At 35.6% G+C, this 26,033-nt stretch carries 25 protein-coding genes, 1 other RNA gene and 1 riboswitch; of the genes, 21 read left to right on the top strand and 5 right to left on the bottom strand.

All coding sequences use genetic code 11. The features are described 5' to 3' along the window. The first annotated feature begins 11 nt into the window (after window positions 1-11). From aspB to DN410_RS00560, 4 genes are all read left to right on the top strand, one after another. Entirely contained in the window at window positions 12-1,199 is a 1,188-nt protein-coding gene (gene aspB, locus DN410_RS00575; RefSeq protein WP_149174902.1) for an aspartate transaminase AspB, read from the top strand. A 121-nt stretch (window positions 1,200-1,320) separates the two neighbouring features. Beyond that, complete coding sequence (gene dnaD, locus DN410_RS00570; protein WP_149174901.1) at window positions 1,321-2,028, top strand: DNA replication protein DnaD; 708 nt, start codon at window positions 1,321-1,323, stop codon at window positions 2,026-2,028. Between the two features lie 15 nt (window positions 2,029-2,043). Next, complete coding sequence (gene nth / locus DN410_RS00565) at window positions 2,044-2,691, top strand: endonuclease III (RefSeq protein ID WP_000933029.1); 648 nt, start codon at window positions 2,044-2,046, stop codon at window positions 2,689-2,691. Window positions 2,692-2,694: 3 nt separating this feature from the next. Beyond that, window positions 2,695-3,213 carry a YpoC family protein gene (locus tag DN410_RS00560; RefSeq protein ID WP_149174900.1) on the top strand — a complete coding sequence of 173 codons (519 nt, stop codon included), beginning with the start codon at window positions 2,695-2,697 and terminating at the stop codon, window positions 3,211-3,213. Window positions 3,214-3,238: 25 nt separating this feature from the next. Here the strand turns inward: DN410_RS00560 and DN410_RS00555 are convergent, their stop codons facing one another. Further along, complete coding sequence (locus DN410_RS00555) at window positions 3,239-5,908, bottom strand: PBP1A family penicillin-binding protein (protein ID WP_149174899.1); 2,670 nt, start codon at window positions 5,906-5,908, stop codon at window positions 3,239-3,241. Window positions 5,909-5,974: 66 nt separating this feature from the next. Beyond that, the gene (gene recU, locus DN410_RS00550) at window positions 5,975-6,577 is read right to left on the bottom strand and encodes a Holliday junction resolvase RecU (protein WP_000155592.1); all 603 of its coding nucleotides are present in this window, start codon (window positions 6,575-6,577) and stop codon (window positions 5,975-5,977) included. Between the two features lie 103 nt (window positions 6,578-6,680). Here recU and DN410_RS00545 point away from each other — a divergent pair, with 103 nt between their 5' ends. Then, window positions 6,681-7,706, top strand: coding sequence for a DUF2515 domain-containing protein (locus DN410_RS00545; protein ID WP_149174898.1), 1,026 nt, complete (start codon window positions 6,681-6,683; stop codon window positions 7,704-7,706). Window positions 7,707-7,821: 115 nt separating this feature from the next. On the opposite strand, the gene DN410_RS28695 is transcribed toward DN410_RS00545, so the two are convergent. Continuing rightward, entirely contained in the window at window positions 7,822-8,001 is a 180-nt protein-coding gene (locus DN410_RS28695; protein WP_370456761.1) for a phage portal protein, read from the bottom strand. An 85-nt stretch (window positions 8,002-8,086) separates the two neighbouring features. Here DN410_RS28695 and DN410_RS00540 point away from each other — a divergent pair, with 85 nt between their 5' ends. After that, the gene (locus DN410_RS00540) at window positions 8,087-8,329 is read left to right on the top strand and encodes a hypothetical protein (protein WP_001252037.1); all 243 of its coding nucleotides are present in this window, start codon (window positions 8,087-8,089) and stop codon (window positions 8,327-8,329) included. A 15-nt stretch (window positions 8,330-8,344) separates the two neighbouring features. Next, complete coding sequence (locus tag DN410_RS00535) at window positions 8,345-8,689, top strand: YppE family protein (RefSeq protein ID WP_149174897.1); 345 nt, start codon at window positions 8,345-8,347, stop codon at window positions 8,687-8,689. Between the two features lie 25 nt (window positions 8,690-8,714). Here the strand turns inward: DN410_RS00535 and DN410_RS00530 are convergent, their stop codons facing one another. Continuing rightward, window positions 8,715-8,906 (bottom strand): YppF family protein, encoded by a 192-nt coding sequence (locus tag DN410_RS00530; protein WP_149174896.1) that lies wholly within the window; start codon window positions 8,904-8,906, stop codon window positions 8,715-8,717. A gap of 177 nt (window positions 8,907-9,083) precedes the next feature. Here DN410_RS00530 and DN410_RS00525 point away from each other — a divergent pair, with 177 nt between their 5' ends. The 13 genes from DN410_RS00525 to pbuX all read left to right on the top strand — a co-directional run bounded on the left by DN410_RS00525 (window position 9,084) and on the right by pbuX (window position 20,645). After that, a complete protein-coding gene (locus tag DN410_RS00525; protein ID WP_149174895.1) occupies window positions 9,084-9,620 on the top strand; it encodes a YppG family protein in 537 nt (178 codons plus the stop codon). 155 nt (window positions 9,621-9,775) lie between these two features. After that, entirely contained in the window at window positions 9,776-10,213 is a 438-nt protein-coding gene (locus DN410_RS00520; protein WP_149174894.1) for a CotD family spore coat protein, read from the top strand. A 56-nt stretch (window positions 10,214-10,269) separates the two neighbouring features. Continuing rightward, on the top strand, window positions 10,270-10,824 hold the full coding sequence (locus DN410_RS00515; protein ID WP_149174893.1) for an SLOG family protein: 555 nt from the start codon (window positions 10,270-10,272) through the stop codon (window positions 10,822-10,824). A 97-nt stretch (window positions 10,825-10,921) separates the two neighbouring features. Then, a complete protein-coding gene (gene gpsB / locus DN410_RS00510; protein ID WP_000622432.1) occupies window positions 10,922-11,257 on the top strand; it encodes a cell division regulator GpsB in 336 nt (111 codons plus the stop codon). A gap of 87 nt (window positions 11,258-11,344) precedes the next feature. Beyond that, window positions 11,345-11,735: RNase P RNA component class B (rnpB, locus tag DN410_RS00505), an RNA gene on the top strand. A 180-nt stretch (window positions 11,736-11,915) separates the two neighbouring features. Continuing rightward, window positions 11,916-13,055: a THUMP domain-containing class I SAM-dependent RNA methyltransferase gene (locus tag DN410_RS00500; protein ID WP_071723219.1), complete on the top strand. Its 1,140-nt coding sequence runs from the start codon at window positions 11,916-11,918 to the stop codon at window positions 13,053-13,055. A gap of 61 nt (window positions 13,056-13,116) precedes the next feature. Continuing rightward, window positions 13,117-13,299 (top strand): DUF3921 domain-containing protein, encoded by a 183-nt coding sequence (locus DN410_RS00495; RefSeq protein ID WP_000376898.1) that lies wholly within the window; start codon window positions 13,117-13,119, stop codon window positions 13,297-13,299. 138 nt (window positions 13,300-13,437) lie between these two features. Next, the gene (locus DN410_RS00490; protein WP_000493699.1) at window positions 13,438-15,375 is read left to right on the top strand and encodes an ATP-dependent DNA helicase; all 1,938 of its coding nucleotides are present in this window, start codon (window positions 13,438-13,440) and stop codon (window positions 15,373-15,375) included. A 101-nt stretch (window positions 15,376-15,476) separates the two neighbouring features. After that, window positions 15,477-16,994, top strand: a complete 1,518-nt coding sequence (ypwA, locus tag DN410_RS00485; RefSeq protein ID WP_149174892.1) for a carboxypeptidase — start codon at window positions 15,477-15,479, stop codon at window positions 16,992-16,994. A 46-nt stretch (window positions 16,995-17,040) separates the two neighbouring features. Then, a complete protein-coding gene (locus DN410_RS00480) occupies window positions 17,041-17,514 on the top strand; it encodes a GNAT family N-acetyltransferase (protein WP_149174891.1) in 474 nt (157 codons plus the stop codon). 139 nt (window positions 17,515-17,653) lie between these two features. Further along, entirely contained in the window at window positions 17,654-18,400 is a 747-nt protein-coding gene (locus DN410_RS00475; RefSeq protein ID WP_149174890.1) for a type I methionyl aminopeptidase, read from the top strand. Window positions 18,401-18,516: 116 nt separating this feature from the next. Continuing rightward, a riboswitch (purine riboswitch) is annotated at window positions 18,517-18,618 on the top strand. A gap of 107 nt (window positions 18,619-18,725) precedes the next feature. After that, window positions 18,726-19,319 carry a xanthine phosphoribosyltransferase gene (locus DN410_RS00465; protein WP_149174889.1) on the top strand — a complete coding sequence of 198 codons (594 nt, stop codon included), beginning with the start codon at window positions 18,726-18,728 and terminating at the stop codon, window positions 19,317-19,319. A 3-nt stretch (window positions 19,320-19,322) separates the two neighbouring features. Continuing rightward, entirely contained in the window at window positions 19,323-20,645 is a 1,323-nt protein-coding gene (gene pbuX / locus DN410_RS00460; RefSeq protein WP_071709743.1) for a xanthine permease PbuX, read from the top strand. Window positions 20,646-20,660: 15 nt separating this feature from the next. Here pbuX and DN410_RS00455 read toward each other — a convergent pair whose 3' ends face one another. Further along, window positions 20,661-21,824: a DUF418 domain-containing protein gene (locus DN410_RS00455; RefSeq protein WP_149174888.1), complete on the bottom strand. Its 1,164-nt coding sequence runs from the start codon at window positions 21,822-21,824 to the stop codon at window positions 20,661-20,663. 549 nt (window positions 21,825-22,373) lie between these two features. On the opposite strand from DN410_RS00455, the gene DN410_RS00450 reads away from it, so the two are divergent. After that, complete coding sequence (locus tag DN410_RS00450; RefSeq protein ID WP_149174887.1) at window positions 22,374-26,033, top strand: dynamin family protein; 3,660 nt, start codon at window positions 22,374-22,376, stop codon at window positions 26,031-26,033.

Raw genomic sequence — 26,033 nt, 5'->3', positions numbered from 1 at the left:
GGGAACCACAAATGAAATTAGCAAAGCGAGTAGCTGCTTTAACACCGTCTTCAACTTTAGAAATTACAGCAAAGGCACAAGCATTAAAAGCAGAAGGTCATGATGTAATTGCATTAGGAGCAGGGGAACCTGACTTTAATACACCAGAACATATTATGGAAGCGGCGCATAAAGCGATGTTAGAAGGACATACGAAATATACACCAACAGGTGGTTTGCAAGCGTTAAAGCAAGAAATTGTGAAGAAATTTACGCGCGATCAAGGTATTAAGTATGATCCATCTGAGATTATTGTATGTAATGGTGCAAAACATGCATTATATACATTATTCCAAGTATTACTTGATGAAGGAGATGAAGTTATCATCCCAACTCCTTACTGGGTAAGTTATCCAGAACAAGTAAAGCTTGCTGGCGGTAATCCGGTTTATGTAGAAGGTCTAGAAGACAATGAGTACAAAATTACAGCGAAGCAGCTACGTGAGGCAATTACAGAAAAAACGAAAGCAGTTATTATTAATTCACCGAGCAATCCAACAGGAATGATTTACAGCAAAGAAGAATTACAACAGCTTGGAGAAGTATGTTTGGAACATAATATTTTAATCGTTTCAGATGAAATTTATGAGAAGTTAATTTATGGTGGTGCAGAATATACTTCAATTGCCCAGCTTTCTAATGCATTAAAAGAACAAACCCTAATTATTAATGGTGTATCTAAATCTCATTCTATGACAGGATGGCGTATTGGATATGCAGCAGGAAATAAGCAGCTTATTAAAGCGATGACGAACTTAGCGAGTCATAGTACGTCAAACCCTACTTCAATTGCTCAATACGGCGCGATGGCGGCATATGCAGGCTCACAACAACCTGTAGAAATAATGCGTCAAGCGTTTGAAGAAAGATTAAACATTATTTATGATAAATTAATTCAAATCCCTGGCTTTACTTGTATTAAGCCACAAGGTGCATTTTACTTATTCCCTAACGTGAAGGAAGCTGTAGCTTTATCAGGATATGATACAGTTGACGAGTGGGCAAAAGCTTTATTAGAAGAGGAAAAAGTAGCTCTTGTACCAGGTACAGGATTTGGGGCTCCAAATAACGTCCGTTTATCATATGCGACATCTCTTGAACAAGTAGAAAAAGCATTAGAACGCATTCATACTTTCATGAAAAGTAAAGTGCAAGCTTAATTGTATACTTTATTCATGTAATACAAAAAACCTTCCTACATAATAGGAAGGTTTTTTTGACGAATTGTGGCAAAAAGAAATAGCGAAAGGTGTGTTATACTAGAGAGCGAGGTGTTTGGTGATGAAAAAGAAAATGATGTTACAGTGGTTTGAGCAGGGAAGTATTGCAATTCCAAAATTGTTAATGATGCATTATAAAAAATTAGGTTTAAATGAGACGGAATTTATGGTTGTACTTCATGTGCACACATTTTTAGAATCGGGTAATTCGTTTCCGACTCCTTCAGAGATTTCAGAACGGATGACGATAACAGAAATGAAATGTATGGAGGTAATTCAGGCATTGATTCAAAAAGGTTTTTTATCACTAGAAGGTGGACAAAGATCAGAAGCGATGATGTGCGAAAGTTATTCTTTACAACCGTTATGGGAAAAAATATTGCATTTCTTAATGGATGAATCAATAGAGGAAGAACAAAAAGAAAAAAAACAGATGCAAGTCAATTTATATACAGTATTTGAAAAAGAATTTGGAAGACCACTTTCGCCATTTGAATGTGAAACGTTAGGAATGTGGGAAGATCAGGATCAACATCATCCGAATTTAATTCAAGCGGCTCTTAGGGAAGCCGTGATGAGTGGTAAGTTGAATTTCCGATATATTGACCGTATTTTATTTGAGTGGAAAAAGAATGGCATTAAAACAGTAGATCAAGCTCAAAATCAAGGGCGGAAATTTAGAGCAAATCAGCAACGAGCGCAACAAACGACGAAACAAGAGACGAAATTTACTGGGAAAGTGCCTTTTTATAATTGGTTGGAGCAGTAATGTAGGAGGAAGTATATGTTAAATAAAACACAAATTCGTTATTGTTTAGACACAATGGCGGATATGTATCCAGAAGCACATTGTGAATTAATTCATGATAATCCGTTTGAACTTGTAATCGCGGTGGCATTATCTGCACAATGTACAGATGCACTTGTAAATAAGGTGACGAAAAATTTATTTCAAAAGTATAAAACACCTGAAGATTATTTAAGTGTTTCTCTAGAAGAATTACAACAAGATATACGCTCTATTGGATTGTATAGAAATAAAGCAAAAAATATTCAAAAGCTAAGCCAAATGTTATTAGATGATTATAATGGAGAAGTACCAAGAGACCGTGATGAACTTACGAAATTACCAGGTGTAGGCAGGAAAACAGCAAATGTTGTCGCATCAGTAGCATTTGGAATGCCTGCGATTGCGGTTGATACGCATGTTGAACGGGTGAGTAAACGATTAGCAATTTGTAGATGGAAAGACTCTGTATTAGAAGTGGAAAAAACGTTAATGAAGAAAATTCCGATGGATGAGTGGAGCGTTACACATCACCGCATGATTTTCTTTGGGCGTTATCACTGTAAAGCGCAGCGACCACAATGTGAAGAGTGCCGATTGCTAGAAGTATGTCGAGAGGGAAAGAAGAGAATGAAGGGGAACTAAAGGATGGAGCGAGTTATAGAAATACCGAAAGAATTTCGATACGTACCATTTTTTAAAGAAGGCGTAAATTCGATTACGTATAATATAGAACAATCTTTTGAAGAGATAATACAAAATACTTACTTTATATTTGACATTGAAAGACAATATGAGCCATGGAATGAAATTGAAAAAAGTATTCCTACGATGTTGAATGTATGGAAAAACAAGCATGAAGAAATTGCTACACTGTTTCGAAACAGAAAAAAGCAAGAAGCTGAAAGTCCAATGATTCTTTTTGCAGCGCATTTGCTATCGATTCTATACTGGTTAAATGAGCAACCTGTTCATAGTTTGCATAATATGGAAGATTATGTGAATAAATTAGAAGTGCAACCTGTTAATTTTATGGAAAGATATTCATTTATTATAAAAAAACCGAGTAATTATCATTCTTACATTCAATTAGCACAGTTGTATATCGAAATAGAAAAGCTACATGTAAAGAAAATGATAACAAAAAAGAAGTCCGTTTCTCGTTAAGAGAAATGGACTTCTTTTTTGTTTATTAGGACTCTGTTGTAACAACATTTCCGTCTGCGTGAGGAGTAGGATCTCCTCCAGTATCCTGTTGTTGCTGTTCTTGTTGTTTGCTCTCTTCTTCAGCTTTTTTCTTAGCTTCCTCTTCAGCTTTTTTTCTAGCCTCTTCTTCAGCTTTCTTTTGAGCTTCTTCTTGCTGTTTACGTTGTTGCTCTTGTTGCTCTTGTTGCTGTTGTTGCTGTTCTTGTTGTTTGCGCTGTTCTTCAGCGGCTTTCTTTTGAGCTTCTTCTTGTTTTAGTTTATCTTCATTAGCTTTTTTCTGTTCATCTTCAGCTTTTTTCTTAGCTTCCTCTTCAGCCTTTTTCTTAGCCTCTTCTTCAGCTTTCTTAGCATCTGGGGCTGGAGTTCCGCCAGGGGCAGTGAAGGATGCACCAACTGCAGGGCTTGTTCCAGTACCTTTTTTCGCTACTACAGAGAAGCTGTAAGTAACGCCTGGTTTAATGCCACCAAGAGTAGCTGTCGTACCACTTATTGATAGACTACCACTTGAACCGTCAGTCGCTTTATAGCTTGCCGCATATGCATCAACTTCTGCTGGTCCAGACCAGTTTAGTGTAACTGTGCTAGCACCATCGAAATTGACATTAAGGCCGCTAGGTGCATCTACTTTAATTTGTTTCACTGCATCTTTCTTTGCACCTTTTACATATAACTCACCGTTTAATTCTTGTACAGAAGAAGGACGTTCGAAACGGGATTTATCTGTAGCAAATTTGCTCATCATTACTTGGAACATTTGCTGCGCGATTCTAGTAGATCGATCACCAATATAATTTTCTGGGCCATCCTTTTCGTAACCAGTCCACACGGCCATTGTATATTGAGGTGAATATCCTGCGAACCAACTATCTCGGTTGGCGTCAGCTGGAATATCATATTTTTTAATAACAGATTTATCAAAGTTTTGGGTACCTGTTTTACCTGCTACGTCTACACCTGAAACGTATGCTGTTGGACCTGTACCGCCAGACCCAGGTTTTACTACGTCACGAAGAACGTCAGTAATCATGTAAGCTGTATAGTCCTGCATTGCACGTTGTTCTTTTGGTTTAAAGCTTTTCTTTTTCCCGTCTGGGAAAGTAACTTCTTTAACGAAATGAGGTTTATTGTACATGCCATCATTTCCAAATGCTGCATAAGCTCCAGCAACATCTAGCGGAGAGCTTTCATTACTACCAATTGCAGTTGATTCAAAAACAGTATCCTTTTTAAATGTCATCCCTAGACCTTTAGCGAATTCTTTTGACTTATCAAGTCCTACCGATTGAGCTGTTTTTAAAGCAGGAATATTTAAAGATTTTTTTAGTGCGTCACGTAGGGACACATCTCCTTTATAACTGTTTGTAGCATTTTTAATCTTTGTACCATCAGAGTATGTATACTCTGAGTCATTTAACTGATGATAAGTAGACCATTGTAAATTCTCAATAGCTGGACCATAATCGAAAATTGGTTTCATTGTTGAACCAACTTGGCGTTTTAAATCAATTGCCATATTGTGACCTTTGAAAGTAGACTTACTTTCTTTACGTCCAGCGCCAATTGCTCGAACTTCTCCAGATTGTGTATCCATAAATACGAATGATCCTTGGAATTGATCGTTTGGATACTTAATAAGATTGCCATCCATAATTTTATCAGCGTAATCTTGAGCATCTTGATCAAGTGTTGTCTGGATCGTTAAACCATCTGAACCGATATTTACATCCGGATATTCTTTTTCAACTTCCTTTACAACAGCATCTAAAAATGCTTGATACTTCATTTCAGTTACTTCTGAAGACGGTTGAAGGCCCTCAGTTACAGGGATTTTCATTGCATTATTCATTTCATCTTTTGTTATATAACCATGTCGATTCATCAATGATAATACGACATTACGACGGTTTGTTGCTCGTTCAACATTATCTGGTTTTGTTGGATCATAAATATTAGGACCTTGGGGTAAACCAGCGAGCATTGCAGCTTCATGCAATTGTAAGTCTTTTAAATCTTTGCCATAATATTTTTGGGCTGCTGTTGCAATACCATACGAACGGTTACCTAAGTTAATTTTGTTTAAGTACATTTCTAAAATCTCATGTTTAGAGTATTGTTGCTCTAATTTGTAAGATAAGTACCATTCTTGCACTTTTCGTTTTGCAGTTTTGTCCATCGTTAGAAAATAGTTTTTAACTACTTGTTGCGTAATCGTACTACCACCTTGGGAACCGAAACCACCAGTGACATTTTCCATAACTGCTTTAGTAGTGCGTTTAAAATCAATTCCATTATGATCATAGAAGCGTGAATCCTCAGTCGCAAGGAATGCATTTTCAACTACTTTTGGAATTTGATCGTAAGTAACATGGGTTCGTTTTTCAGCACCATATTCATAGAAGAAATTTCCGTTTTTATCAAGAAACTTTGTAGATAAAGGATTAACAAGTTTTGATTTGTCTAATTTTGGAGCGTCCTTTACCATTACAAAGAAAGCGGAAACGCTAGCTATGAGACCAACGATACCAAGAAGTAGACAACCTATAAGAAATTTCTTAAAAAAGGAGCCTTTTTTCTTTGGTTTTTCTTCTTTATTGGTTTCTTTCTTTTGATTTTTCACATGATTTCGTTCTGTACGAGAACGATAATTATCTGACATTATACTTTCTCCTACCTTTCATTCTCTCCCCCAAAAGTCGAAAAAAGAGCCTTAGTGATGACTCTATCACGAAAAATAAACCGTGTCTAGTACACGGATATAATCAATCCGAGGGTGATAACCGCATGACAATAAAGAGCCATGCTCTTCTATTTCTTCTTTCGTAATTGATTTACGTCCACCAGTATTTTGACGATTCCAAAATGCAATAATATGTTTTGCATCGAGTAAATAAAGTTCATCAAAAAGTGTAAATTTAATAATAACAAATGCAATTCCATTATGAGCAATCACTTGCTTCATATGTTCAATTTGATGAAGGTGGAAGTTTTGAAGTGGGAAACTAGTTTTATTTTTTGTTTCTTTCGCTTCAAAATCGATGTATTTCCCTTTATATACACCGTTGTAATCTGTTGTAGAAGGTTGTTTAAAATACGCTTCTTTTACCACTGCAGCACTTCGAGCGGGGTAATCTACTTTTACAATTTGAAGAGGTGTCGGTTTTTTATGTACACATGCAATATTATGGGTTAAGTAATATTCATTTGTTTCATTCAGTTCCTCTTCAAGGGACATACCTCTATTACTATAAGTATGTTTTTTAATTGGTGTTTTATGAGGTTGTGAAGCTTGATTATACCGTTTTCCATTTGGGTAACGAATGGTCATAGTGTGTCCACTCCCAACTTGCTAAGAATTACTTACAAAGGTGATTATAACAAAAAATGAAAAAAGATGTGACCTTTTTGAAGAAAGGTATGATGACTTATTCATGTTTACATGGAATGATTATGAAAAAATTAAACAATATCGTAAAAATATAGTGTGTACAGAAGAAGAAAAAACAATGGTTTACAACATTAAGAGGGAAATAGAAATAGCTAATATGGACAACATTTCTCGAACGCAGTCTTATCAAGAATATTATGTAAGAAATAGTGAAATTAGGTGGGCTTTTTTAGCGAGTATGGTCTCGAGAAATGCGGGATGGAATATGACTGATTTAAAAGGGAGGTATTATGCTACTGTTTTACCTCAAACAGTAAAAAAACATTTGTTTTTGACTTATGAAGAAGCAAATTGGATTATTTTTTTAGATGCATTTCCTCAGTTATTGTTATACGAAGAAAGTAAGAGGAGGCAGGTGCCACTATTCCATTTGTTACAATATTTCAACGTATCAATTTTTATGGAAAAAGAATGGATATATTTTTGGGAGAAAAAAGATATAAATAGGCTTATGATAGCGCTTATTATAAATGAACAAAATAAAATTCAAAAACCAGTTATTGAGAATACATATTTTAAAAAACATGTATTCCATACAGCACTTTTTAAATTGCAAGAAATGTTTCATGTTAGTGCCGTTATTTTTCCAACCGTTGAAGGGAATATGTATGGTTTTTCAGTTTATCAATTTGAAACATTACAGAAGCGTATAGAACTAGGGAAGAAATTAGCAGAGTTACTATTTCATCCGAAGTATAAAAGTTTATTCCATAGGTTTGCATTGCAAACGATACACACAGGATCAAGAGCAGATTATGAATATTATGTAAGAGAAGCTAGAAAATCTTGTACGCCAACCCTTAGAGAGGTTTATCCTGCTGTTGCACATAAGGAAATAAGTATGAGAGATTGGTTTTGTAGAGATACGGAAATAAATGAGCTGTTTTTACCAGAAGAGTATAAGGGGGAAGTTGATATAACAGAATGGTATAAAAGAAAGAGGGAGCAAATCTATGCTGCTTCTATCGTAAATCGTTTTGTTAAAAGGATGGATGAGTTCATGATATAATAAAAAAGAAGTCCCGTCTTAAATGAAGACGGGACTTCTTAATGTGAAGTAATCCTACTGTGTGCTAAGGATTTAATCTCAAAACTTAAAGAAAGTAAGAGGTTAAAGGATCACTTTATGTAGCAGGAAAGTTTGGACCGTCTAGCTTTGGATTGCCAGTTTCGGGTTTATTTTGTTGCTTGTTTTGCTTCTTCTTGTTCTCGTTTTTGTTCTTTGCCATCTTAATACACCTCCCTTTTGTATTGTTACCATTTCCATAAATGACATACAAAATGATTTCTTTGACGAATAACAACTAGTTTTGTCATGTGAGCAGGAGTGAGGAATCATGCGGCGAAATTACATGTCAAAGGAAAAGCAAAGAAGGAGGCGTTTTATATATGGCGATGGTTCAGAAGGAAGATGTAATGAAAAAAATGGATCAAATGTTAAGTTCTCTCGATTTGCTGGAAATGAATATAGGGATTAGAATGAATCATGCATTAAAGGATAAAGGTGAAAATATATGCAATAAGATAGAAATAACAGAAATGCATATTGAGCATATGGAAAATAAATTAGTGCATCACGAAGAAAAAGGGAATTGGGTGAAAACATTTCAAAACGTCGTAGTGAGTGCATAATAAGGTGGGAATGAAATGAAGTATGAGGCGTTAATACAGTCTTCGGAAAAACTCATGCAATATAATAATGAAGCGAATGTGAAAAAAAGAGAAATGATCGAATATGATTTTTATAAGGATATGAAACCATTTGTAAACATGGTAGATGAGGAATTAAAGGTGTGGAAAGAATTAGCTTATACGTGGATTAAGGAAGAAAAACCGAAGTATATACATGTACAGCAAATTGATCAAGTGTACGATAATTTACAAACGAATGTGTTGCAATGTTTTGTAAATAAAGGTAAAGGTAAGCGATTCTTTGAAACACATCAAGCTATTTCGTATACTTTGCAAAATATAGTTGAGCAATGTAAATAACAAGAGGGGAAACCCTCTTGTTTTTTTAAGCTTCTGTCATTGTTGTAGGTTTTGTTGCCCCGTTTATTTCTAATTCTTTTATTAATGTTCGGTAATCAGAAATACATATTTTTCCTTCGAGATACCAATGTCTCGCAAAGTCTAATAATTCATTTGCACTTTCTGTGGAATATCCCTTCTTTTGAGAAAACGCTTGTTTTAAATCCCCTAATACCATGTTGATTCCTCCCCCATGAGAATCTTCTTCTTCATTATCATAGCATGGAAGGGTTTTCTTTCTTAATTTTTTAAAAATTTAAACTTCCGACAAAAATAGACAGATACTCCGTCACACAAATTATTTTACAGGTACATATTATATATGTAGAAACTTATGTGAAGGAGGAGAGAATGCATGTTTCAACAACCTAACGTATATCAACAATCTAATCCATATGCACAGCAAAATATGTACCAATATAATACGGATACATATTTACGGTATAATATGTATCCTTTCGAGCCTCATTATGGAAATCAAAATTATTACCAGCCATTTGAAGTGTCGTTTATGAATCAACAGCAGCAGCCCTATATGGATCAACAGCAGCAACCTTATATGAATCAACAGCAGCCCTATATGGATCAACAACAGCCCTATATGGATCCACAACAGCAACCTTATATGAATTCACAATATTATATGCCGCCATCATCTCCCTATGGAAATCAACAAGCGATGTTTTATCCACCAAAACAACCGTACCCGACGCAGAATAAACAAAAACAACAACAGCAACCGAGTCAGTTTTCTAGTTTTGTTTCCCAATTTAAAAACTCAGATGGTAACTATGATGTAAATAAAATGATGAATACAGCTGGACAAATGATGAATGCGATGAATCAAGTGACAGGAATCGTTAAGCAAGTTGGGGGTTTTTTTGGTAAATAATGATGGATTGTTGTCCATTATGTATATTATGAATGAAACATAGTTCTAGACAAATTTCCATGAAATAAATGGGTGTATATAACAAGCGGCTTCACCTCTTTTCTCATACTGTAAAGTGTAATCAGATTTTTTTATGAGAGAGGAGAGAAAAAACTATGCATCATTGTCATCCTTGTTTTGGAGGGCATAAGCCTGTAGGACCTATTTGTACGACTGCTCCTGTCATTCATCCGACGAAACAGTGTGTAACACATTCTTTTTCAACAACGGTGGTGCCACACATTTTCCCAACGCATACAACACATGTACACCATCAACAAATTAAAAACCAAAACTTCTTCCCACAAACAAATTCAAATGTAAATATTGTGGACCCAATCGATCCAGGATTCGGCGGCGGATGTGGACCATGTGGCCATGGTCATCATCACCACGGTCATCAAATATCTCCATTCGGACCAGGACCGAACGTGTCACCATTTGGACCTAATGTAGGACCGAACGTGTCACCATTTGGACCTAATGTAGGACCAAACGTGTCACCATTCGGACCTAATGTAGGACCAAACGTTGGTGGAATGTTTAAAAAGTAAATGATATGTTAGAACTAGCGAAATGCTAGTTCTTTTTTTGTAATTGAGGTGTGGATATGAAAGTTATTGCAGTAACAGGATATAAGCCATTTGAACTTGGAATATTTAAAAATGATCATCCAGGAGTAGAATGTATAAAAAAGGCGCTGCGTCGTAAATTAACTGCTTTTGTAGAAGATGGTTTAGAGTGGGTTATAATAAGCGGCCAGTTAGGTGTAGAATTATGGGCTGCTGAAGTTGTTTTTGAAATACAAGTAGAATATCCAGATTTAAAATTAGCGGTATTTACTCCATTTTTAGAACAAGAGGAAGGTTGGAAGGAAGATAATCGTGAATATTACGAATTTATTCTCTCTCAAGCAGACCATATTGATAGTATCACGAAACGGAAATACGAAAGTCCAGAGCAATTTAAATTAAAAAATCAATTTTTTATTGAAAAAAGTGATGCACTTTTAGCTGTATATGATGAAGAAAAACCAGGGAGTCCCAAATATATTGTAGAAGTAGCAAAGAAAAAAGGAGAAATAGAAAATTATCACAGTTATTTCATTCTTTTTTCTGATTTACAAGATATAATAGAAGAGGAACAGTGGAATAATGCTGAGTAATATGTAATATAGTACTCGTATATATGATTGACAAAAAGCATTGTTTCTGAAAAAATTTAGTTAATGAAAGTTTTGGCAAAAATTTGAGGTGAAGAAAATGATTTCGGATAAAATTAAATTAACGGCGAAAGATATTTTAGAAAAAGAATTTAAAACAGGTATGAGAGGTTATCAACAAGAAGAAGTGGACAAGTTTCTTGATATGATCATTAAAGATTATGAAGCTTTCCACAAGGAATTTGAGCAATTAAAGCAACAAAATGCTCGTTTAAAGCGTGAACTAGAAGAACAAAAACTAGTAGCAACGCAAGTTCCACAACAACCTGTACAAACACCAGTTGCACAACCAGTATATAACAACACGAATACGGACATTTTAAAACGTCTATCTAATTTAGAAAAAGCTGTATTTGGAAGTAAGTTATACGAATAATTTTTGGTGATAAAAAGGTTAAAGCATTTTACATAGAAAAAAACATTGCAAAATCTTTTTGTTTCCACTATACTAATGGATGTCATAACGTTTGGGTAATCGCTGCAACGCCAACGTTGTAGAGGAAAGTCCATGCTCGCACGGCCTGAGATGGCTGTAGTGTTCGTGCCTAGCCAATTCATAAGCTAGGGTATTCTGGCTGTAAGGCTGGTTTAACGGCAGGGAAAAAACCTAAGTCCTTTCGGATATGGTTTGACTACCTTTAAAGTGCCACAGTGACGAAGTCCTTGAAGAAATGATAGGAGTGGAACGAGGTAAACCCCACGAGCGAGAAACCCAAATAATGGTAGGGGAATCTTTTCCAAGGAAATGAACGATGGGAAAGGACAGGTTGTATAACCTGTAGATAGATGATTGCCACCGGAGTACGAGGCGTGGGCCGTTTGCAGTACAAAGGAACAGAACATGGCTTACAGAACGTTATGAACCAACTATGAAATAACTCAGCTCTCCTTTGTTAGAGGAGGGCTTTTTATTTGTATGAAGTAATAAATTATGAGTTAAAATGGTAAATGAGAAAATTCTTCGTAAAATGTAATGATTAATAGGACAAACTGCTATTAATTATTGTTTGAATATACATAAGAGGTGAATGTAAATGGGAAAAGTTACTTTAATTGCAACAGCGGCAATGGGTATTGAAGCGTTAGTTGCCCGAGAAGTTCGCGATCTTGGTTATGAATGTCAAGTAGAAAATAGCAAAGTAACATTTGAAGCAGATGAAAAGGCGATTTGTCGTACGAACTTATGGTTACGGACTGCGGATCGTGTGAAAATTAAAGTTGGCGAATTCAAAGCAACAACATTTGATGAGCTATTTGAAAAAACGAAAGCATTAAACTGGGGAGATTATATTCCAGAGAATGGGGAGTTCCCGGTTATCGGTAAATCTTTAAAATCTGAGTTATTCAGTGTTTCGGATTGCCAACGTATCGTTAAAAAAGCTGTCGTTGAAAAATTAAAAACAACATATAAACGTACAACTTGGTTTGAAGAAGATGGTCCTTTATTCCGTATTGAAATTGCTATGCTCAAGGATATCGCAACGTTAACAATTGATGCAAGTGGTGTTGGACTTCATAAACGTGGATACCGTATGGATCAAGGGGAAGCTCCTCTAAAAGAAACATTAGCTGCATCTTTAATTAAATTAACAAACTGGAAGCCAGATCGTCCATTTGTCGATCCATTCTGTGGGTCAGGTACAATTCCAATTGAAGCAGCATTAATTGGACAAAATATCGCACCAGGATTTAACCGTGGCTTCGCATCAGATGAGTGGGGCTGGGTAGGTAAACAAAACTGGCGTGAAGCTCGTCAAGAAGCTGAAGATTTAGCGAATTACGATCAACCATTACAAATCATCGGATCAGATATTGATCATCGTATGATTCGAGTTGCTCAAGATAACGCAGAAGAAGTAGGTTTAGGTGATTTAATCACATTTAAACAAATGCAAGTAAAAGATTTCACAACAAAAGAGGATTATGGCTACGTTGTAACGAATCCTCCATACGGAGAACGTTTAAGTGAAAAAGCACTTGTTGAGCAATTGTATAAAGAAATGGGACAAGTATTCCGCCCATTAGATACATGGTCAGCATATGTATTAACAAGTTACGAAGCATTTGAAAAGTGTTACGGAAAAGATGCGTCGAAAAAGCGTAAGTTGTTTAACGGATTTATCCGTACAGACTACTACCAATACTTCGGAAAACGTCCACCGCGTAATTCATAGTATAAAACTCCTCCAGCGCGCATATACTGGCTATTATGTAATGCGTAAAGGAGGAAGTGATATGGATAGTTTTCAATTATCAATGATTCAAAAAGCTATTCACCGTACGTATGATGAGCTCGGAAAAGAAGTGGATAGTCAAGGTGTGATTGTAGATGAAATACAAAAAGCACAAGAAGAATATTTGTCAGCTCTTTCACATGAAACAGCGATTGATAAACGGTATTTAAAGTCATTAATATAGAAGAAAATTTTCCTTTTTCGAAAGGAAAATTTTTTTTCGTGTATTTCTATGTATGGCAACAGGGGAAAGTGGCTGCACACATATGAGTAGCAGTTGCTATATCTTTTTATAGAAAAACTTTTTGGTTGGAGGCTAAGGATGTTTACTGAGAAGAGATTACCATTTGAAGTAGGGAAACAAGATAATTTTTATGATAAGTTGAATGAGTGGATTGGAGATGTGTTTTACGACATCCTTCCGGAAAAAGGCTTTGAAGAACGTGATGAACAAATTTTTATGGCGTTTCAATTAGAGCGTGCTTTCCAAGAAAAGAAAGTAATGTTCGCAGAGGCAGGCGTAGGGACAGGGAAAACAATTGTATATCTTCTATATGCAATTTGTTATGCACGTTATACTGGAAAGCCAGCGATTATCGCTTGTGCAGATGAAACGTTAATTGAGCAGCTTGTGAAAGAAGAAGGGGACATTGCTAAATTATCTGAGGCATTAGGACTATCTGTTGATGTTAGACTTGCGAAATCGATGGATAACTATTTATGTTTGCGTAAACTTGAAGATGTTATGAGTGGACGAGCTCCAGAGGTAATTGAAGACGTATACTACGAATTACCGCAGTTTGTATTTGACCACGGTACGATGCAAAACTTTACTCACTACGGTGATCGAAAAGAATTTCCGCTTTTAAATGATGAAGAATGGTCAAAAGTGAATTGGGATTACTTCCAAGATTGCTTCACTTGTGATTCTCGTCATCGTTGCGGGCAAACTCTATCACGTGAACATTATCGTAAAGCGGCAGATTTAATTATTTGTTCTCAAGATTTCTATATGGATCATATTTGGACGTACGATGCTCGTAAGCGTGAAGGACAAATTCCGTTATTACCAGAAAGTAGTTGCGTTGTATTCGATGAAGGACATCTTGTAGAGTATGCAGCACAAAAAGCTTTAACGTATCGTTTAAAGCAAACGATGATGGAACAACTATTAACGAGATTGCTACAAAACGATATTCGTGAAGAGTTTGCACATTTAGTAGAAGAAACAATTTGGCAAACTGAACGATTCTTTGATGTGTTACAAGAGAATAAAAAGGAAATTGCCGGTTCTGATCGTCTAGAAATTACTGTGACAGAAAAAGTAACGGCTGAAGCGAAGCGACTTTATGCAAAAATCGGTGAAGTCGGTGATGCATTAGTATTTGAAAGTGAAATGCATACAGTAAACACGTATGATTTAAATATCGTTGATGAGCATTTAGATGTGTTAGAACATTCACTTCGTTTGTTTATGCACGAGAAGAATGTAATTACGTGGGGTGAAGAAGGTGATGGAGCCTTCACGTTAGTAATTATGCCGCGTGCAGTTGAAGAAGTATTACAAGAGAAAGTATTCTCGAAGAAAATCCCGTATATTTTCTCTTCTGCTACATTATCTAACAACGATTCATTCGCATTTACAGCAAATAGCCTAGGGGTAAAAGATTATTTATCATTCTCAGTTGCCTCACCATTTGATTACGAAGAACAAATGGCAGTAAACTTACTATCACATACGAAAGAAAATGAATGGGAAAGAAAGTGTCAATATACACTTGAAAATATACAGAAAACAAATGGACGTACGCTCGTATTATTCCGTACAACGCAAGAACTTGCAGCGTTCAAAGAATATGTAAGTAAAGAACAAATGTCCGTTCCGTTCTTATATGAAGGGGACCAAGAAATTAGTCAGCTCGTTTCTCGTTTCCAAAATGAAGAAGAGACTGTACTTTGTGCCGTTCATTTATGGGAAGGTTTAGATATTCCTGGTTCATCATTATCACATGTTATTATTTGGTCATTACCATTCCCTCCAAACGATCCTGTGTTTGAAGCGAAGCGTAAGCACGTAAATGATCCATTCTGGGATGTAGATGTACCATATATGATTTTACGTCTTCGTCAAGGGATTGGCCGTTTAATTCGTACGAGCGACGATAAAGGTGCTATATCAATCTTCTTATCTGATACAGAAGATGAAAAAGTGGTAGAAGCGGTGAAAAACGTACTACCAGTAGAAGGTAAAGAATTGTAAGGAGAAAGCTTGGCGCTTGCCAAGCTTTTTTTCTATTATAAAAGGAATTTATGTTTCCATGTCGAATTAAGTTTGAGGTAGAAAAGGGAGGTTTTTATACGATGACAGTTGCTACATATGAAGTAGAAAAACAATTTTTAGCATATGTGAAGAAGATAGAGAATTATGGAGAGGCATTAAGCTTAATGTTTTGGGACTTAAGAACAGGTGCGCCTAAAAAAGGTGTGGACCAGCGTTCAGAAGTAATCGGCATGCTTTCATCAGAAGTGTTTGTTATGTCGACTTCAGATGAGATGGGAAATTATTTAAAAGAGCTTGAAGCTTTAATAAGTGAAAATAAACTTTCTGAAACGACGCAGAAAATGGTTGAAGAATGTCGTAAAGAATATGATAGAAATAAGAAAATTCCACAAGCGGAATATGAAGAGTATGTAAAATTAGAAGCGAAAGCAGAAAGTGTATGGGAAGAAGCTCGCGAAAAATCTGATTTTGAAATGTTTCGTCCATATTTAGAAAAAATTGTTGAATTCAAAAAGAAATTTATTACATATTGGGGTTACGAAACATATAAATATAATACTTTATTAGACATGTATGAGCCTGGTATTACAGTAGAGGTATTAGATCATGTATTTGGTCAACTTCGTGAGCGTATCGTTCCGCTCGTAAAAGAAATATCAGAGTCGCAAAAAAGATTAAAGACAAGCGCTTTATCAGAACATTTTTCAAAAGAAAAACAAAAAAACTTTACATTAGAGCTATTAAAGCAATTGAATTATGACTTTGAAGCAGGTCGTCTTGATGAAACGGTACATCCTTTCGAGATTACATTAAATAGAGGGGATGTTCGTATTACGACACGCTATGATGAAAAAGATTTCCGTATGGCTGTGTTTGGAACAATTCATGAATGTGGTCATGCTGTATATGAACAAAATATTGCAGAGAAATTTGAAGGTACACCGCTATGTAGCGGTACATCTATGGGTATTCATGAGTCACAATCATTGTTCTTTGAGAACTTTATCGGTCGTAATAAATCATTCTGGAAGAAAAATTATGATTTATTAAAAGAGTATAGCGATGGTCAATTCAATGATATATCAGTAGATGAGTTTTATGATGCGATTAACGAATCAAAGCCGTCGTTTATTCGCATAGAAGCAGATGAGCTTACATATCCGCTTCACGTTATGGTTCGTTATGAACTTGAGAAAGAATTATTTGATGGCACATTACAAGTGAAGGATTTACCAGTGGCTTGGAATGATAAGATGGAGGCATATTTAGGAATTCGTCCAGCAAACGATGCACAAGGTGTATTGCAAGATGTTCACTGGGCTGGTGGTTCATTTGGATACTTCCCATCTTATGCGCTTGGTTATATGTATGCAGCACAATTTAAGCAAAGAATGTTAAAAGACATTCCGAACTTTGATGCATTATTAGAAGAAGGAAACGTAACACCAATTCGTGAATGGTTAACAGAAAACATTCACCAATACGGTAAAACGAAAAAGCCACTTGAAATTTTAGAAGATGTAACAGGCGAAGGATTAAATGCAAACTACTTAGCTGATTATTTAGAAGCGAAATATAAAGAGATTTATGAGTTGTAAAAAAGAGCTGCTGAATTGCAGCTCTTTTTTTAAAGGGGGTAGAAGAATGGTTTATACATATACAGTAATGACGCAAGAAGAAGCAGAAGAAATTGCATATAACTGGCATTATGAAGGGGAATATTCTTTTTATGATATAGAGGCAGATGAAGAAGATTTAGCTGAATTTTTACATGATGAGAGTAGAGGGGATCATACATTTTCTGTGAAGGAAAATGGCACTCTCATTGGTTATTTTACTGTTTGTAAAATAAATGATGGAACGGTTGATATAGGTCTTGGAATGAGACCTAATATAACTGGGAACGGATTTGGTTTACAGTTTATAAACGCTATACTAGCTTTTAGTAAAGAAAGATACAGTTGCAAGTATATAACATTATCAGTAGCCACATTTAATGAGAGAGCAATCAAAGTGTATAAAAGAGCAGGATTTGAAGCAGTTGGGACGTTTATACAGAAAACAAACGGAAGTTGTTTCGAGTTTTTGAAAATGAGTTATATATGTAAAAATGATTAAAAAACAGAAGAATCTCCTTCTGTTTTTTTTATGCAGAAATAAATCATACTTTTTGTAATTGGAAGTTTTGAAATTTTGGAAGAGGATGTGTATGATTGAAGTTTAATAGTAAATAGCAAGTTTAGTAAGGAGAGACAGCATGAGTATAATTAAAACGAAAAATGAAATAGATTTAATGCATGAATCTGGAAAATTACTTGCTTCATGTCATAGAGAAATTGCGAAAATAATGAAACCGGGTATTACGACAAAAGAAATTAATACGTTTATTGAAGCATATTTAGAAGAGCATGGTGCAACATCTGAGCAGAAAGGTTACAACGGATATCCATATGCGATATGTGCATCTGTAAACGATGAAATGTGTCATGGGTTTCCGGCCGATGTTCCTTTAACTGAGGGTGATATTGTAACAATTGATATGGTAGTAAACTTAAATGGTGGTCTTTCAGATTCTGCTTGGACGTACGTAGTGGGAGATAGTTCTGATGAAGTGAAAAAGTTATTGTTAGTAGCTGAAAGTGCTTTGTATAAAGGGATTAATCAGGCCACAATCGGTAACCATGTCGGGGATATTGGTTATGTAATTGAAAGTTATGTAGCCGCTGAAGGATTTTCGGTTGCAAGAGACTTTACGGGGCATGGGATTGGTAAGGAGATTCATGAAGAACCAGCAATTTTTCATTTTGGGAAGCCAGGACAAGGGCCTAAGCTACAAGAAGGAATGGTAATTACAATTGAACCCATTGTAAATGTAGGTATGCGCTATTCGAAAGTAGATTTAAATGGATGGACTGCAAGAACGATGGACGGGAAATTATCAGCTCAATATGAGCATACAATTGCGATTACAACAGATGGGCCAATCATTTTAACGAAGTTATAATTGGGAATGAAAGAGTTTACAAAACTCGAACGAAAATAATGATTTCATAAAATTTGTACGTGTTTTGTTAATAAATGCTTTTCAAAGTATAAAAAGTGCGTTATAATCCATCTATAAAATAAATAGTTAGCTACACTCATATAATCGCGGGGATATGGCCTGCAAGTTTCTACCGAAGTACCGTAAATACTTTGACTATGAGTGAGGACGAATATATTTGCTTGTTTAGCATTCTTTTTTTGCGAAACTCCAAAAGCGCGTCTCTCACTTGTAACGAGTGGTGGCGGCTTTTGGAGTTTTTTATTGCATAAGAGGGGGAACAAACATGAAAGTATTACAAGAAAAGATTTTGAACGAAGGAAAGGTTTTATCTGGTGACGTATTAAAGGTAGATGCATTTTTAAATCATCAAATTGACCCAGTACTTATGCAAGAGATCGGAAAAGAATTTGCTAAACGTTTTAAAGAAGAGAACATTACAAAAATCGTAACGATTGAATCTTCAGGCATTGCACCGGCAGTTATGGCTGCATTAGAACTTGGTGTAAAAGTAATCTTTGCAAGAAAACGTAAATCGTTAACGTTACAAGATAATATGTACGTTGCAAACGTATATTCATTTACGAAACAAGAAACGAATGAAATTTCATTATCCCGAAATCATATCGATGAAAATGATCGCGTTTTAATTATCGATGACTTTTTAGCGAACGGTCAGGCTGCTTTAGGTTTAATGAGCCTAGTAGAGCAAGCAGGAGCAAGTATCGCAGGGATTGGTATTGTTATTGAAAAAGCATTTCAAGATGGAGGAAAGAAGCTTCGTGAACAAGGCGTTCGTGTTGAATCACTAGCAGAAATTGCATCACTTGATAACGGCACAGTTACATTTGTACAGCAAGAAACTGCGGGGGTGAAATAAACGATGAAGCAACATCCATTTAAAATCGCATCGCTTGGTATGCAGCATATGCTTGCTATGTATGCGGGCGCGATTATCGTTCCGCTTATTGTGGGCGGTGGACTTGGTTTAAATCAAAAAGAGTTAACGTATTTAGTCTCAATTGATTTATTAATGTGCGGCGTTGCGACAATTTTACAAGCATTATCAAATCGCTTTTTCGGTATTGGACTTCCCGTTGTACTCGGTTGTACATTTACAGCGGTTGGCCCGATGATTGCAATCGGAAAACAATACGGTGTGTCTTCTATTTATGGAGCAATTATTGCTGCCGGGTTATTCGTTGTTATTTTTGCGAAATTATTTGGAAAGCTTGTAAAACTGTTTCCACCTGTTGTAACAGGATCTGTCGTTACCGTAATTGGAGTTACACTTGTTCCAGCAGCAATTAATGATATGGCTGGAGGAGTAGGAAGTAAGGATTTCGGTAGTCTTGAAAATTTAGCATTAGCATTTGGTGTGTTACTATTTATCATCATTATGTATCGTTTCTTTGACGGGTTTATCCGTTCAATCTCTATTTTACTAGGTCTTTTATTCGGTACAATCGTTGCAGCATTTATGGGGAAAGTAAGCTTGCAAGCGGTTGGAGAGGCTGATTGGTTCCACGGTATTCAGCCATTTTACTTCGGCACACCGACATTTGAATTAACACCAATCATTACGATGATTCTTGTTGCTTGCGTAGGAATTGTAGAAGCAACAGGTGTATATTTTGCATTATCTGATATTTGTAATAAAAAAATCGGTGAAAAAGAATTAACAAAAGGCTATCGTGCAGAAGGATTAGCGATGGTGTTAGGTGGTATTTTCAACGCATTTCCATATACAACTTACTCTCAAAACGTAGGACTTGTTCAATTAACTGGAGTAAGAAATCGCGTTATTATTTATACTTGCGGTGGTATGCTAATCGTTCTTGGATTTATTCCTAAAATCGCAGCCATTACAACAATTATTCCGAAATCAGTACTTGGCGGTGCTATGCTCGCAATGTTCGGTATGGTAATGGCATACGGTATTAAAATGTTAAGTAGCGTTGATTTTGGCAAACAAGAAAACTTATTAATTGTTGCATGTTCTGTCGGAATCGGCCTTGGAGTTACGGTCGTTCCAACGTTATTCTCACAACTTCCTGAAAACATTCGTATTTTAACTGATAACGGAATTGTACTTGGAAGTGCGTCAGCAGTATTGTTAAATATCGTGTTTAATATGGTGCCACAGCGTAAAGTGAAAGTAAAGGATGAACCAGTTCCGATACAAAGTGCAGTAAGAGAAGCGTAAAAAAGCAAGGTCTCGTTATGAGACCTTGCTTTTCTTTTTAAGTGGCATCATCTTTCCATACGTACCAAGGCGCCATACATATTCAAGTGGCCCGTACTGGTAATGAGAAAGCCACCAGCGGCTAATAAAGATTTGTAACGTATAGAAACTGATACAAAATAGTGGTCCTATCCATAATGGAGCAAGATAATCATTTTTGAATAGTAGCCCGAATACAAGTAATGTAACAATTGTATGTGAGATGTAATTCGTTAACGCCATTCGTCCAACGTATTGGAATGGACGTAATAAGTTTTGCCATTTTTCTTTTTGTAATAAGCGCATGAGCGTGACAATGTAGAAGATGAATAATGTTTTTCCGCTTATCATCGTAATACCCATAAGAGAAAATGGTGTGTATGGCTGATTATTCATAAAGAAATAAACCATAATAAACCACATCGGTAATGTTAGAATGAACATAATAATTTGCAACTTTTTGAGCTTTGGATCTAATTCTTTTGCACGGCGGAAAATATCTTTTTTACCGGCATATAATCCGAGTAAAAACAATCCTAGTGTTTCAGGAAGCATAATAAGACTGTTACTTATTGCTTCAGAATAGAAAGAATGGAATCTGTCTGTAATTTGTAAGACCCAGTTTTCTAACGGCATAATTGCTGTAGAAAGACCTAATTCATCTACCGGCATGAGTAACATAAGAAGAGAGCCTAATAATGTGAACAATTGCATGAAACTTAATAGTACAATTGCCCAGATTAAAATAGTTCGTGGCGCTCTTTTATAAAATAAAAATAAGAAAAATCCAGTAATTGCATAAGTATGTAAAATGTCTCCGTCCCATAAAAGAACGTAATGCAAGAAACCAAATAATAATAAAATAAGCAAGCGACGAACAAATAAAGTTTTTGGACGATCTGTTTTCGCTTCAGCACGAGTCATAAAAATGTAAAAGCCTAGGCCGAATAAAAATGAAAAGATAGTATAAAACTTTGTTTGAATAAACATATCGTAAAATAGGCGGATGTAGCTGTCTATCCCTTCGTAAATTCCTGTAATATCACGTGAGTCAACTCCGGCAATAACCGGCCAATTAACAAGAAAAATACCTAGTACAGCTATTCCTCTAATAATATCGATGGAGTGTATCCTCTCGCTTTGCGTGAGATTTTGTGTCATTATTTTCCTCCTTGTTAAGTAATTCCCTTTTATTATACAAAATGTAAGATGGAGGGTATAGGGTATATTTCCATTTTTTAAAACTGTTAAGAAAGGTATTATGAGATATAATAAGAGTGCACAACAAGTTTTTAACTTCTTCAAAACAGGCAGTGAAGCTCCTTCTTATAAGGGGCTTTCTTTATGAAAGTTGTTGATAATGATTCTCTTTAATGATAAAATATATTCAAAAGTGATAATCATTATCAAAAAGGTTGGTGCGTGAGTATGGTATATGCATTAGTAGCAGGTACGGTCGCTGTATATGCAGTAATTGCGAAGTATGTTTTAAATGGAGTAGGAACAGTAAAATGAATGATATGACATAAAATCCCTTTCATTTGTAAAAAGAATGAAAGGGATTTTTTATTTTTTAATGAGAATATGCTGAAAATTTAGTATGATAGTAAAGTGAAACTGTAATGAGTGGAGAGGTTCATCTTTTACTGATTATTAGTTTGCAAATAGCGGGATAAAGTATATACATCTTGGATAAAGGGGAACAAGGGGATGACAAACATAGTACAGACAAACGGTATGAAAAAACTTGTTTGTTTTTATGAAGAGTGGCAAAAACACGGCGATGCAGAGAATAGCTTAAAGTTGTTTGAAGTAATTCAAAAATATAAACAAGAACAGCTTATGATAGCGTTCTGCGGTCACTTCTCTGCAGGGAAATCAACGATGATGAATCATCTATATAAAGCGCAGTTATTACCAACAAGTCCGATTCCGACGAGCGCTAACGTTGTCAAGATTGAAAAAGGAATGGATCGTGTTGTTGTAACAGTTAAATCTGGAGAACAGTATGAGTATGATGGTGCATATTCAGCTGAAGAATTAAAACAAATTTGTAAAGACGGTGATGAGGTAATTGGTGTTCATATTTACCGTAATGATGCGCCAATCCCTGAAGGGGTTATGCTAGTTGATACACCGGGGATTGATTCAACAGATGATGCCCATCAACTAGCAACAGAATCGACACTTCATTTAGCAGACGTTATTTTCTATATGATGGATTATAACCATGTCCAATCGGAAGTGAATTTGCAATTTGTTAAAGAATTGAAACAACGTAATAAAACGGTTTATCTCGTTGTAAACCAAATAGATAAACATAAAGAAAATGAATTATCGTTTGAGAATTATCAGGATAGTGTAAAACAATCGTTCTCTAACTGGGATATTGAAGTAGATGGTGTTTATTATACGTCATTAAGAATGATGAACCATCCACATAATGAAATTGGGAACTTAGAAGCGTTAATAACTTCTATTATGGAAGAAAAAGAACAGTATGTAAGAAATGGAATGGAAAGAGAAACAGAATATTTATTGGGAGAACATTTCTCGTTCATTCTTTCTGAAAATGAAAAGCATCTTTTGAAATATGAGGAAGAGTTAGCATCACCACTTTCGATTGCAGAGGTAGTTGAAAAAAAGGAAGAGCTAACTGAAACTAAAAATCGTGAGGCTAGTAAAGAATCTTATGTGAGAAACGAATTTATAAAAGGTTTGCAAGCTATATTAGATAACGCGTATTTAATGCCATTTGAAATGAGAGAAATGGCAAATGCGTATTTAGAAACGAAATTAACGAAATTTAAAGTTGGTTTGTTATTTGCGAAAGGGAAAACGGAACAAGAAAAACAGAGACGTTTAGAAGCATTTTATTCTGCTTTGCAAAAGACTGTTGAAACGCAACTTGATTTTCATGTGAAAGAATTTATTGTAGCTTTCTTAAAAGAAGAAGGATTGTTCACAGAGGAAATTGGAAAAGACATATATGCTTTAGAGATTGCTTTTGGACCAGAAATGTTGGCTGAAGTAATTAAACAAGGCGCCGGTTTCACTGGTGATTACTTACTTCTTTATACAGCGGATGTAGCGAATGAACTGAAGAAGCGTTATTTTATAAAAGCACAGCAAATTTTTGATAAGAGTGCGGTAGTTTTAAAGCAAAAGGTGAAGGTAGCAGTTGCTCGTATTGAAGAAGAAATTGAAACATACACGATGGTGCAAACGGCGAAAGAAACGCAAGTTCAATACAGTAATGATTTCGAGGAATATGAGGGGTATTTACAAAACATTTGGCATGATCATATTGCTACACCAGAAGGATTGCAAATAGATGAGATATTGCAAAATAAAAAACAAATTGTTAGTGAGAAATTCACACTACAAGAGCAAGAAGTCGTAAGTGGTAACGTAATGGATCGTGAGGAAGAGCTGAAAGGAACGGCAGTATTAAATATTCAACGTATACTAGAAAAAGTAAAAAAAGCTGAAACAATATTAGAACCATTGCCTGCACTGAAGCATGTACAGCAAGAGGTAATAGAAAAAAGACGCCGTGTGGAAACGAAACAATTTACAGTAGCATTATTCGGAGCTTTTAGTGCGGGGAAATCATCATTTGCCAACGCATTGCTAGGTGATAAGGTGCTTCCTGTCTCACCAAATCCGACGACGGCAACGATTAATCAAATTTTGCCAGTCACAGAGGAAAAACCACACGGAACAGTAATTGTTCAGTTTAAATCAAAACAGGCGCTATTAGAAGATATGAAAGCTGTTTATAAGCTGTTTCATTATGAAATTAATACGTTAGAAGAAGCGTTATCGCAAATCGAAAAAATTATAAAATATCCGTCACCAAGCGGGAAGCAAAAAACAACATTTAGCTTTTTACGAGCGGTACAAAAAGGATATGATGCAGTTTCTACTCATTTAGGAGAACAAGTACAAGTTACATTAGAAGAGTTCTCTGATTATGTAGCAAATGAGGAAAAATCATGTTTTGTTGAGTATATGGAGCTTTATTATGATTGTGCTTTAACAAGGCAGGGGGTAGCGCTTGTAGATACGCCAGGAGCGGATTCTATTAACGCACGTCATACGGACGTTGCCTTCCAATACATTAAAAATGCAGATGCTATTTTATTTGTAACATATTATAACCATGTGTTTTCACGTGCTGATCGTGAATTTTTAATTCAGCTCGGTCGTGTAAAGGATACTTTTGCACTTGATAAAATGTTCTTCTTAATTAATGCCGCTGATTTAGCACAGTCTGAGGAAGAACTTGAAATGGTAAAAGGTTACATCGCAGATCAGCTACTGCAATACGGTATTAGAAATCCGCGTTTATTTGCAATTTCAAGTTTATGTGCGCTTGAAGAGAAACAAGGAATGAATATAGAAAAAGAGAAGTACGGTATTTTACAAAACTCTGGAATTGCTAAGTTTGAAGAATCGTTCACGTCATTTATGATGAGAGATTTAATGCTTGTGTCTGTGCATGCTCTATATGGCGCATTACAAGGAGCAAATCATCTCCTTGTCAATATGATAAACGGTGCAAAGCAGGGGAATGATGAAAAAGAGAAGCAAACAAAAAAATATGAAGCAGAGCGTGATCAGCTACTTCATATCATTTCATCATATAGCGTGCTAGCTGAAGAACAAGCGATGCAAAATGAAGTGAAAGAATTACTTTATTACGTGCAACAACGCTTATTCCTACGCTATAACGATGTGTTTACTGAATTTATTAATCCAGCGTCACTTCGAACAGATGGAAATGTAAAAGTGCAGTTACAACAGTGCGTTATGGAATTAGTAGCATTTATTCAGCATGATTTATTACAAGAAATGCGTGCGACATCATTACGCCTTGAAAAGTGGATAGATGAAGCGATGAAGCGTGCAAAGGATGAAATTGTAGTGAACTGCAAAGTAGAAAATGAATCAATTTCTATGAGTGGAACAGTGGAGTATGAATATAAAGATATTACACATAAAGAACCGTTCCCTTCAGTTGAAATAAAAGATTTCAAAAAAGCACTAGCACATTTCAAAAATGAGAAAAGCTTTTTTGAAAAAAATGATAAAGCTCTTATGCAAGAGGACGCAAAATTGGTATTAGAACCGTTCGTATCAAACTATGTAGCAGATGAAAAAGATTTATTTGTTCATCATTATAAGCAAGAGTGGGATGTAAAATGGAATTTATTCCAAACAGTGATGCAGCAAGATGTAATGAATTATTATGAAAGTATATTATTTGCATTGGCTGAAACGATTGATGTATCACTATATGAACAAAGTAAAGAACAACTGCAAAATCAGTTAGTAGAAATTGAAAAAGAAATTTATGTTAAATAG

This window comes from Bacillus sp. SH5-2, from assembly GCF_008368905.1.
GTDB classification, from domain to species: Bacteria; Bacillota; Bacilli; order Bacillales; family Bacillaceae_G; genus Bacillus_A; species Bacillus_A luti.
The sequence above is the reverse complement of the archived record's forward strand: the minus strand, read 5'-3'. Positions and strand labels throughout refer to the sequence as shown.

What these genes read in the sequence shown, in the direction of transcription:
- aspB (WP_149174902.1), top strand. Translation starts at nt 12, where the DNA reads ATGAAATTAGCAAAGCGAGTAGCTGCTTTAACACCGTCTTCAACTTTA.
- dnaD (WP_149174901.1), top strand. Translation starts at nt 1,321, where the DNA reads ATGAAAAAGAAAATGATGTTACAGTGGTTTGAGCAGGGAAGTATTGCA.
- nth (WP_000933029.1), top strand. Translation starts at nt 2,044, where the DNA reads ATGTTAAATAAAACACAAATTCGTTATTGTTTAGACACAATGGCGGAT.
- DN410_RS00560 (WP_149174900.1), top strand. Translation starts at nt 2,695, where the DNA reads ATGGAGCGAGTTATAGAAATACCGAAAGAATTTCGATACGTACCATTT.
- DN410_RS00555 (WP_149174899.1), bottom strand. Translation starts at nt 5,908, where the DNA reads ATGTCAGATAATTATCGTTCTCGTACAGAACGAAATCATGTGAAAAAT.
- recU (WP_000155592.1), bottom strand. Translation starts at nt 6,577, where the DNA reads ATGACCATTCGTTACCCAAATGGAAAACGGTATAATCAAGCTTCACAA.
- DN410_RS00545 (WP_149174898.1), top strand. Translation starts at nt 6,681, where the DNA reads ATGTTTACATGGAATGATTATGAAAAAATTAAACAATATCGTAAAAAT.
- DN410_RS00540 (WP_001252037.1), top strand. Translation starts at nt 8,087, where the DNA reads ATGGCGATGGTTCAGAAGGAAGATGTAATGAAAAAAATGGATCAAATG.
- DN410_RS00535 (WP_149174897.1), top strand. Translation starts at nt 8,345, where the DNA reads ATGAAGTATGAGGCGTTAATACAGTCTTCGGAAAAACTCATGCAATAT.
- DN410_RS00530 (WP_149174896.1), bottom strand. Translation starts at nt 8,906, where the DNA reads ATGGTATTAGGGGATTTAAAACAAGCGTTTTCTCAAAAGAAGGGATAT.
- DN410_RS00525 (WP_149174895.1), top strand. Translation starts at nt 9,084, where the DNA reads ATGTTTCAACAACCTAACGTATATCAACAATCTAATCCATATGCACAG.
- DN410_RS00520 (WP_149174894.1), top strand. Translation starts at nt 9,776, where the DNA reads ATGCATCATTGTCATCCTTGTTTTGGAGGGCATAAGCCTGTAGGACCT.
- DN410_RS00515 (WP_149174893.1), top strand. Translation starts at nt 10,270, where the DNA reads ATGAAAGTTATTGCAGTAACAGGATATAAGCCATTTGAACTTGGAATA.
- gpsB (WP_000622432.1), top strand. Translation starts at nt 10,922, where the DNA reads ATGATTTCGGATAAAATTAAATTAACGGCGAAAGATATTTTAGAAAAA.
- DN410_RS00500 (WP_071723219.1), top strand. Translation starts at nt 11,916, where the DNA reads ATGGGAAAAGTTACTTTAATTGCAACAGCGGCAATGGGTATTGAAGCG.
- DN410_RS00495 (WP_000376898.1), top strand. Translation starts at nt 13,117, where the DNA reads ATGGATAGTTTTCAATTATCAATGATTCAAAAAGCTATTCACCGTACG.
- DN410_RS00490 (WP_000493699.1), top strand. Translation starts at nt 13,438, where the DNA reads ATGTTTACTGAGAAGAGATTACCATTTGAAGTAGGGAAACAAGATAAT.
- ypwA (WP_149174892.1), top strand. Translation starts at nt 15,477, where the DNA reads ATGACAGTTGCTACATATGAAGTAGAAAAACAATTTTTAGCATATGTG.
- DN410_RS00480 (WP_149174891.1), top strand. Translation starts at nt 17,041, where the DNA reads ATGGTTTATACATATACAGTAATGACGCAAGAAGAAGCAGAAGAAATT.
- DN410_RS00475 (WP_149174890.1), top strand. Translation starts at nt 17,654, where the DNA reads ATGAGTATAATTAAAACGAAAAATGAAATAGATTTAATGCATGAATCT.
- DN410_RS00465 (WP_149174889.1), top strand. Translation starts at nt 18,726, where the DNA reads ATGAAAGTATTACAAGAAAAGATTTTGAACGAAGGAAAGGTTTTATCT.
- pbuX (WP_071709743.1), top strand. Translation starts at nt 19,323, where the DNA reads ATGAAGCAACATCCATTTAAAATCGCATCGCTTGGTATGCAGCATATG.
- DN410_RS00455 (WP_149174888.1), bottom strand. Translation starts at nt 21,824, where the DNA reads ATGACACAAAATCTCACGCAAAGCGAGAGGATACACTCCATCGATATT.
- DN410_RS00450 (WP_149174887.1), top strand. Translation starts at nt 22,374, where the DNA reads ATGACAAACATAGTACAGACAAACGGTATGAAAAAACTTGTTTGTTTT.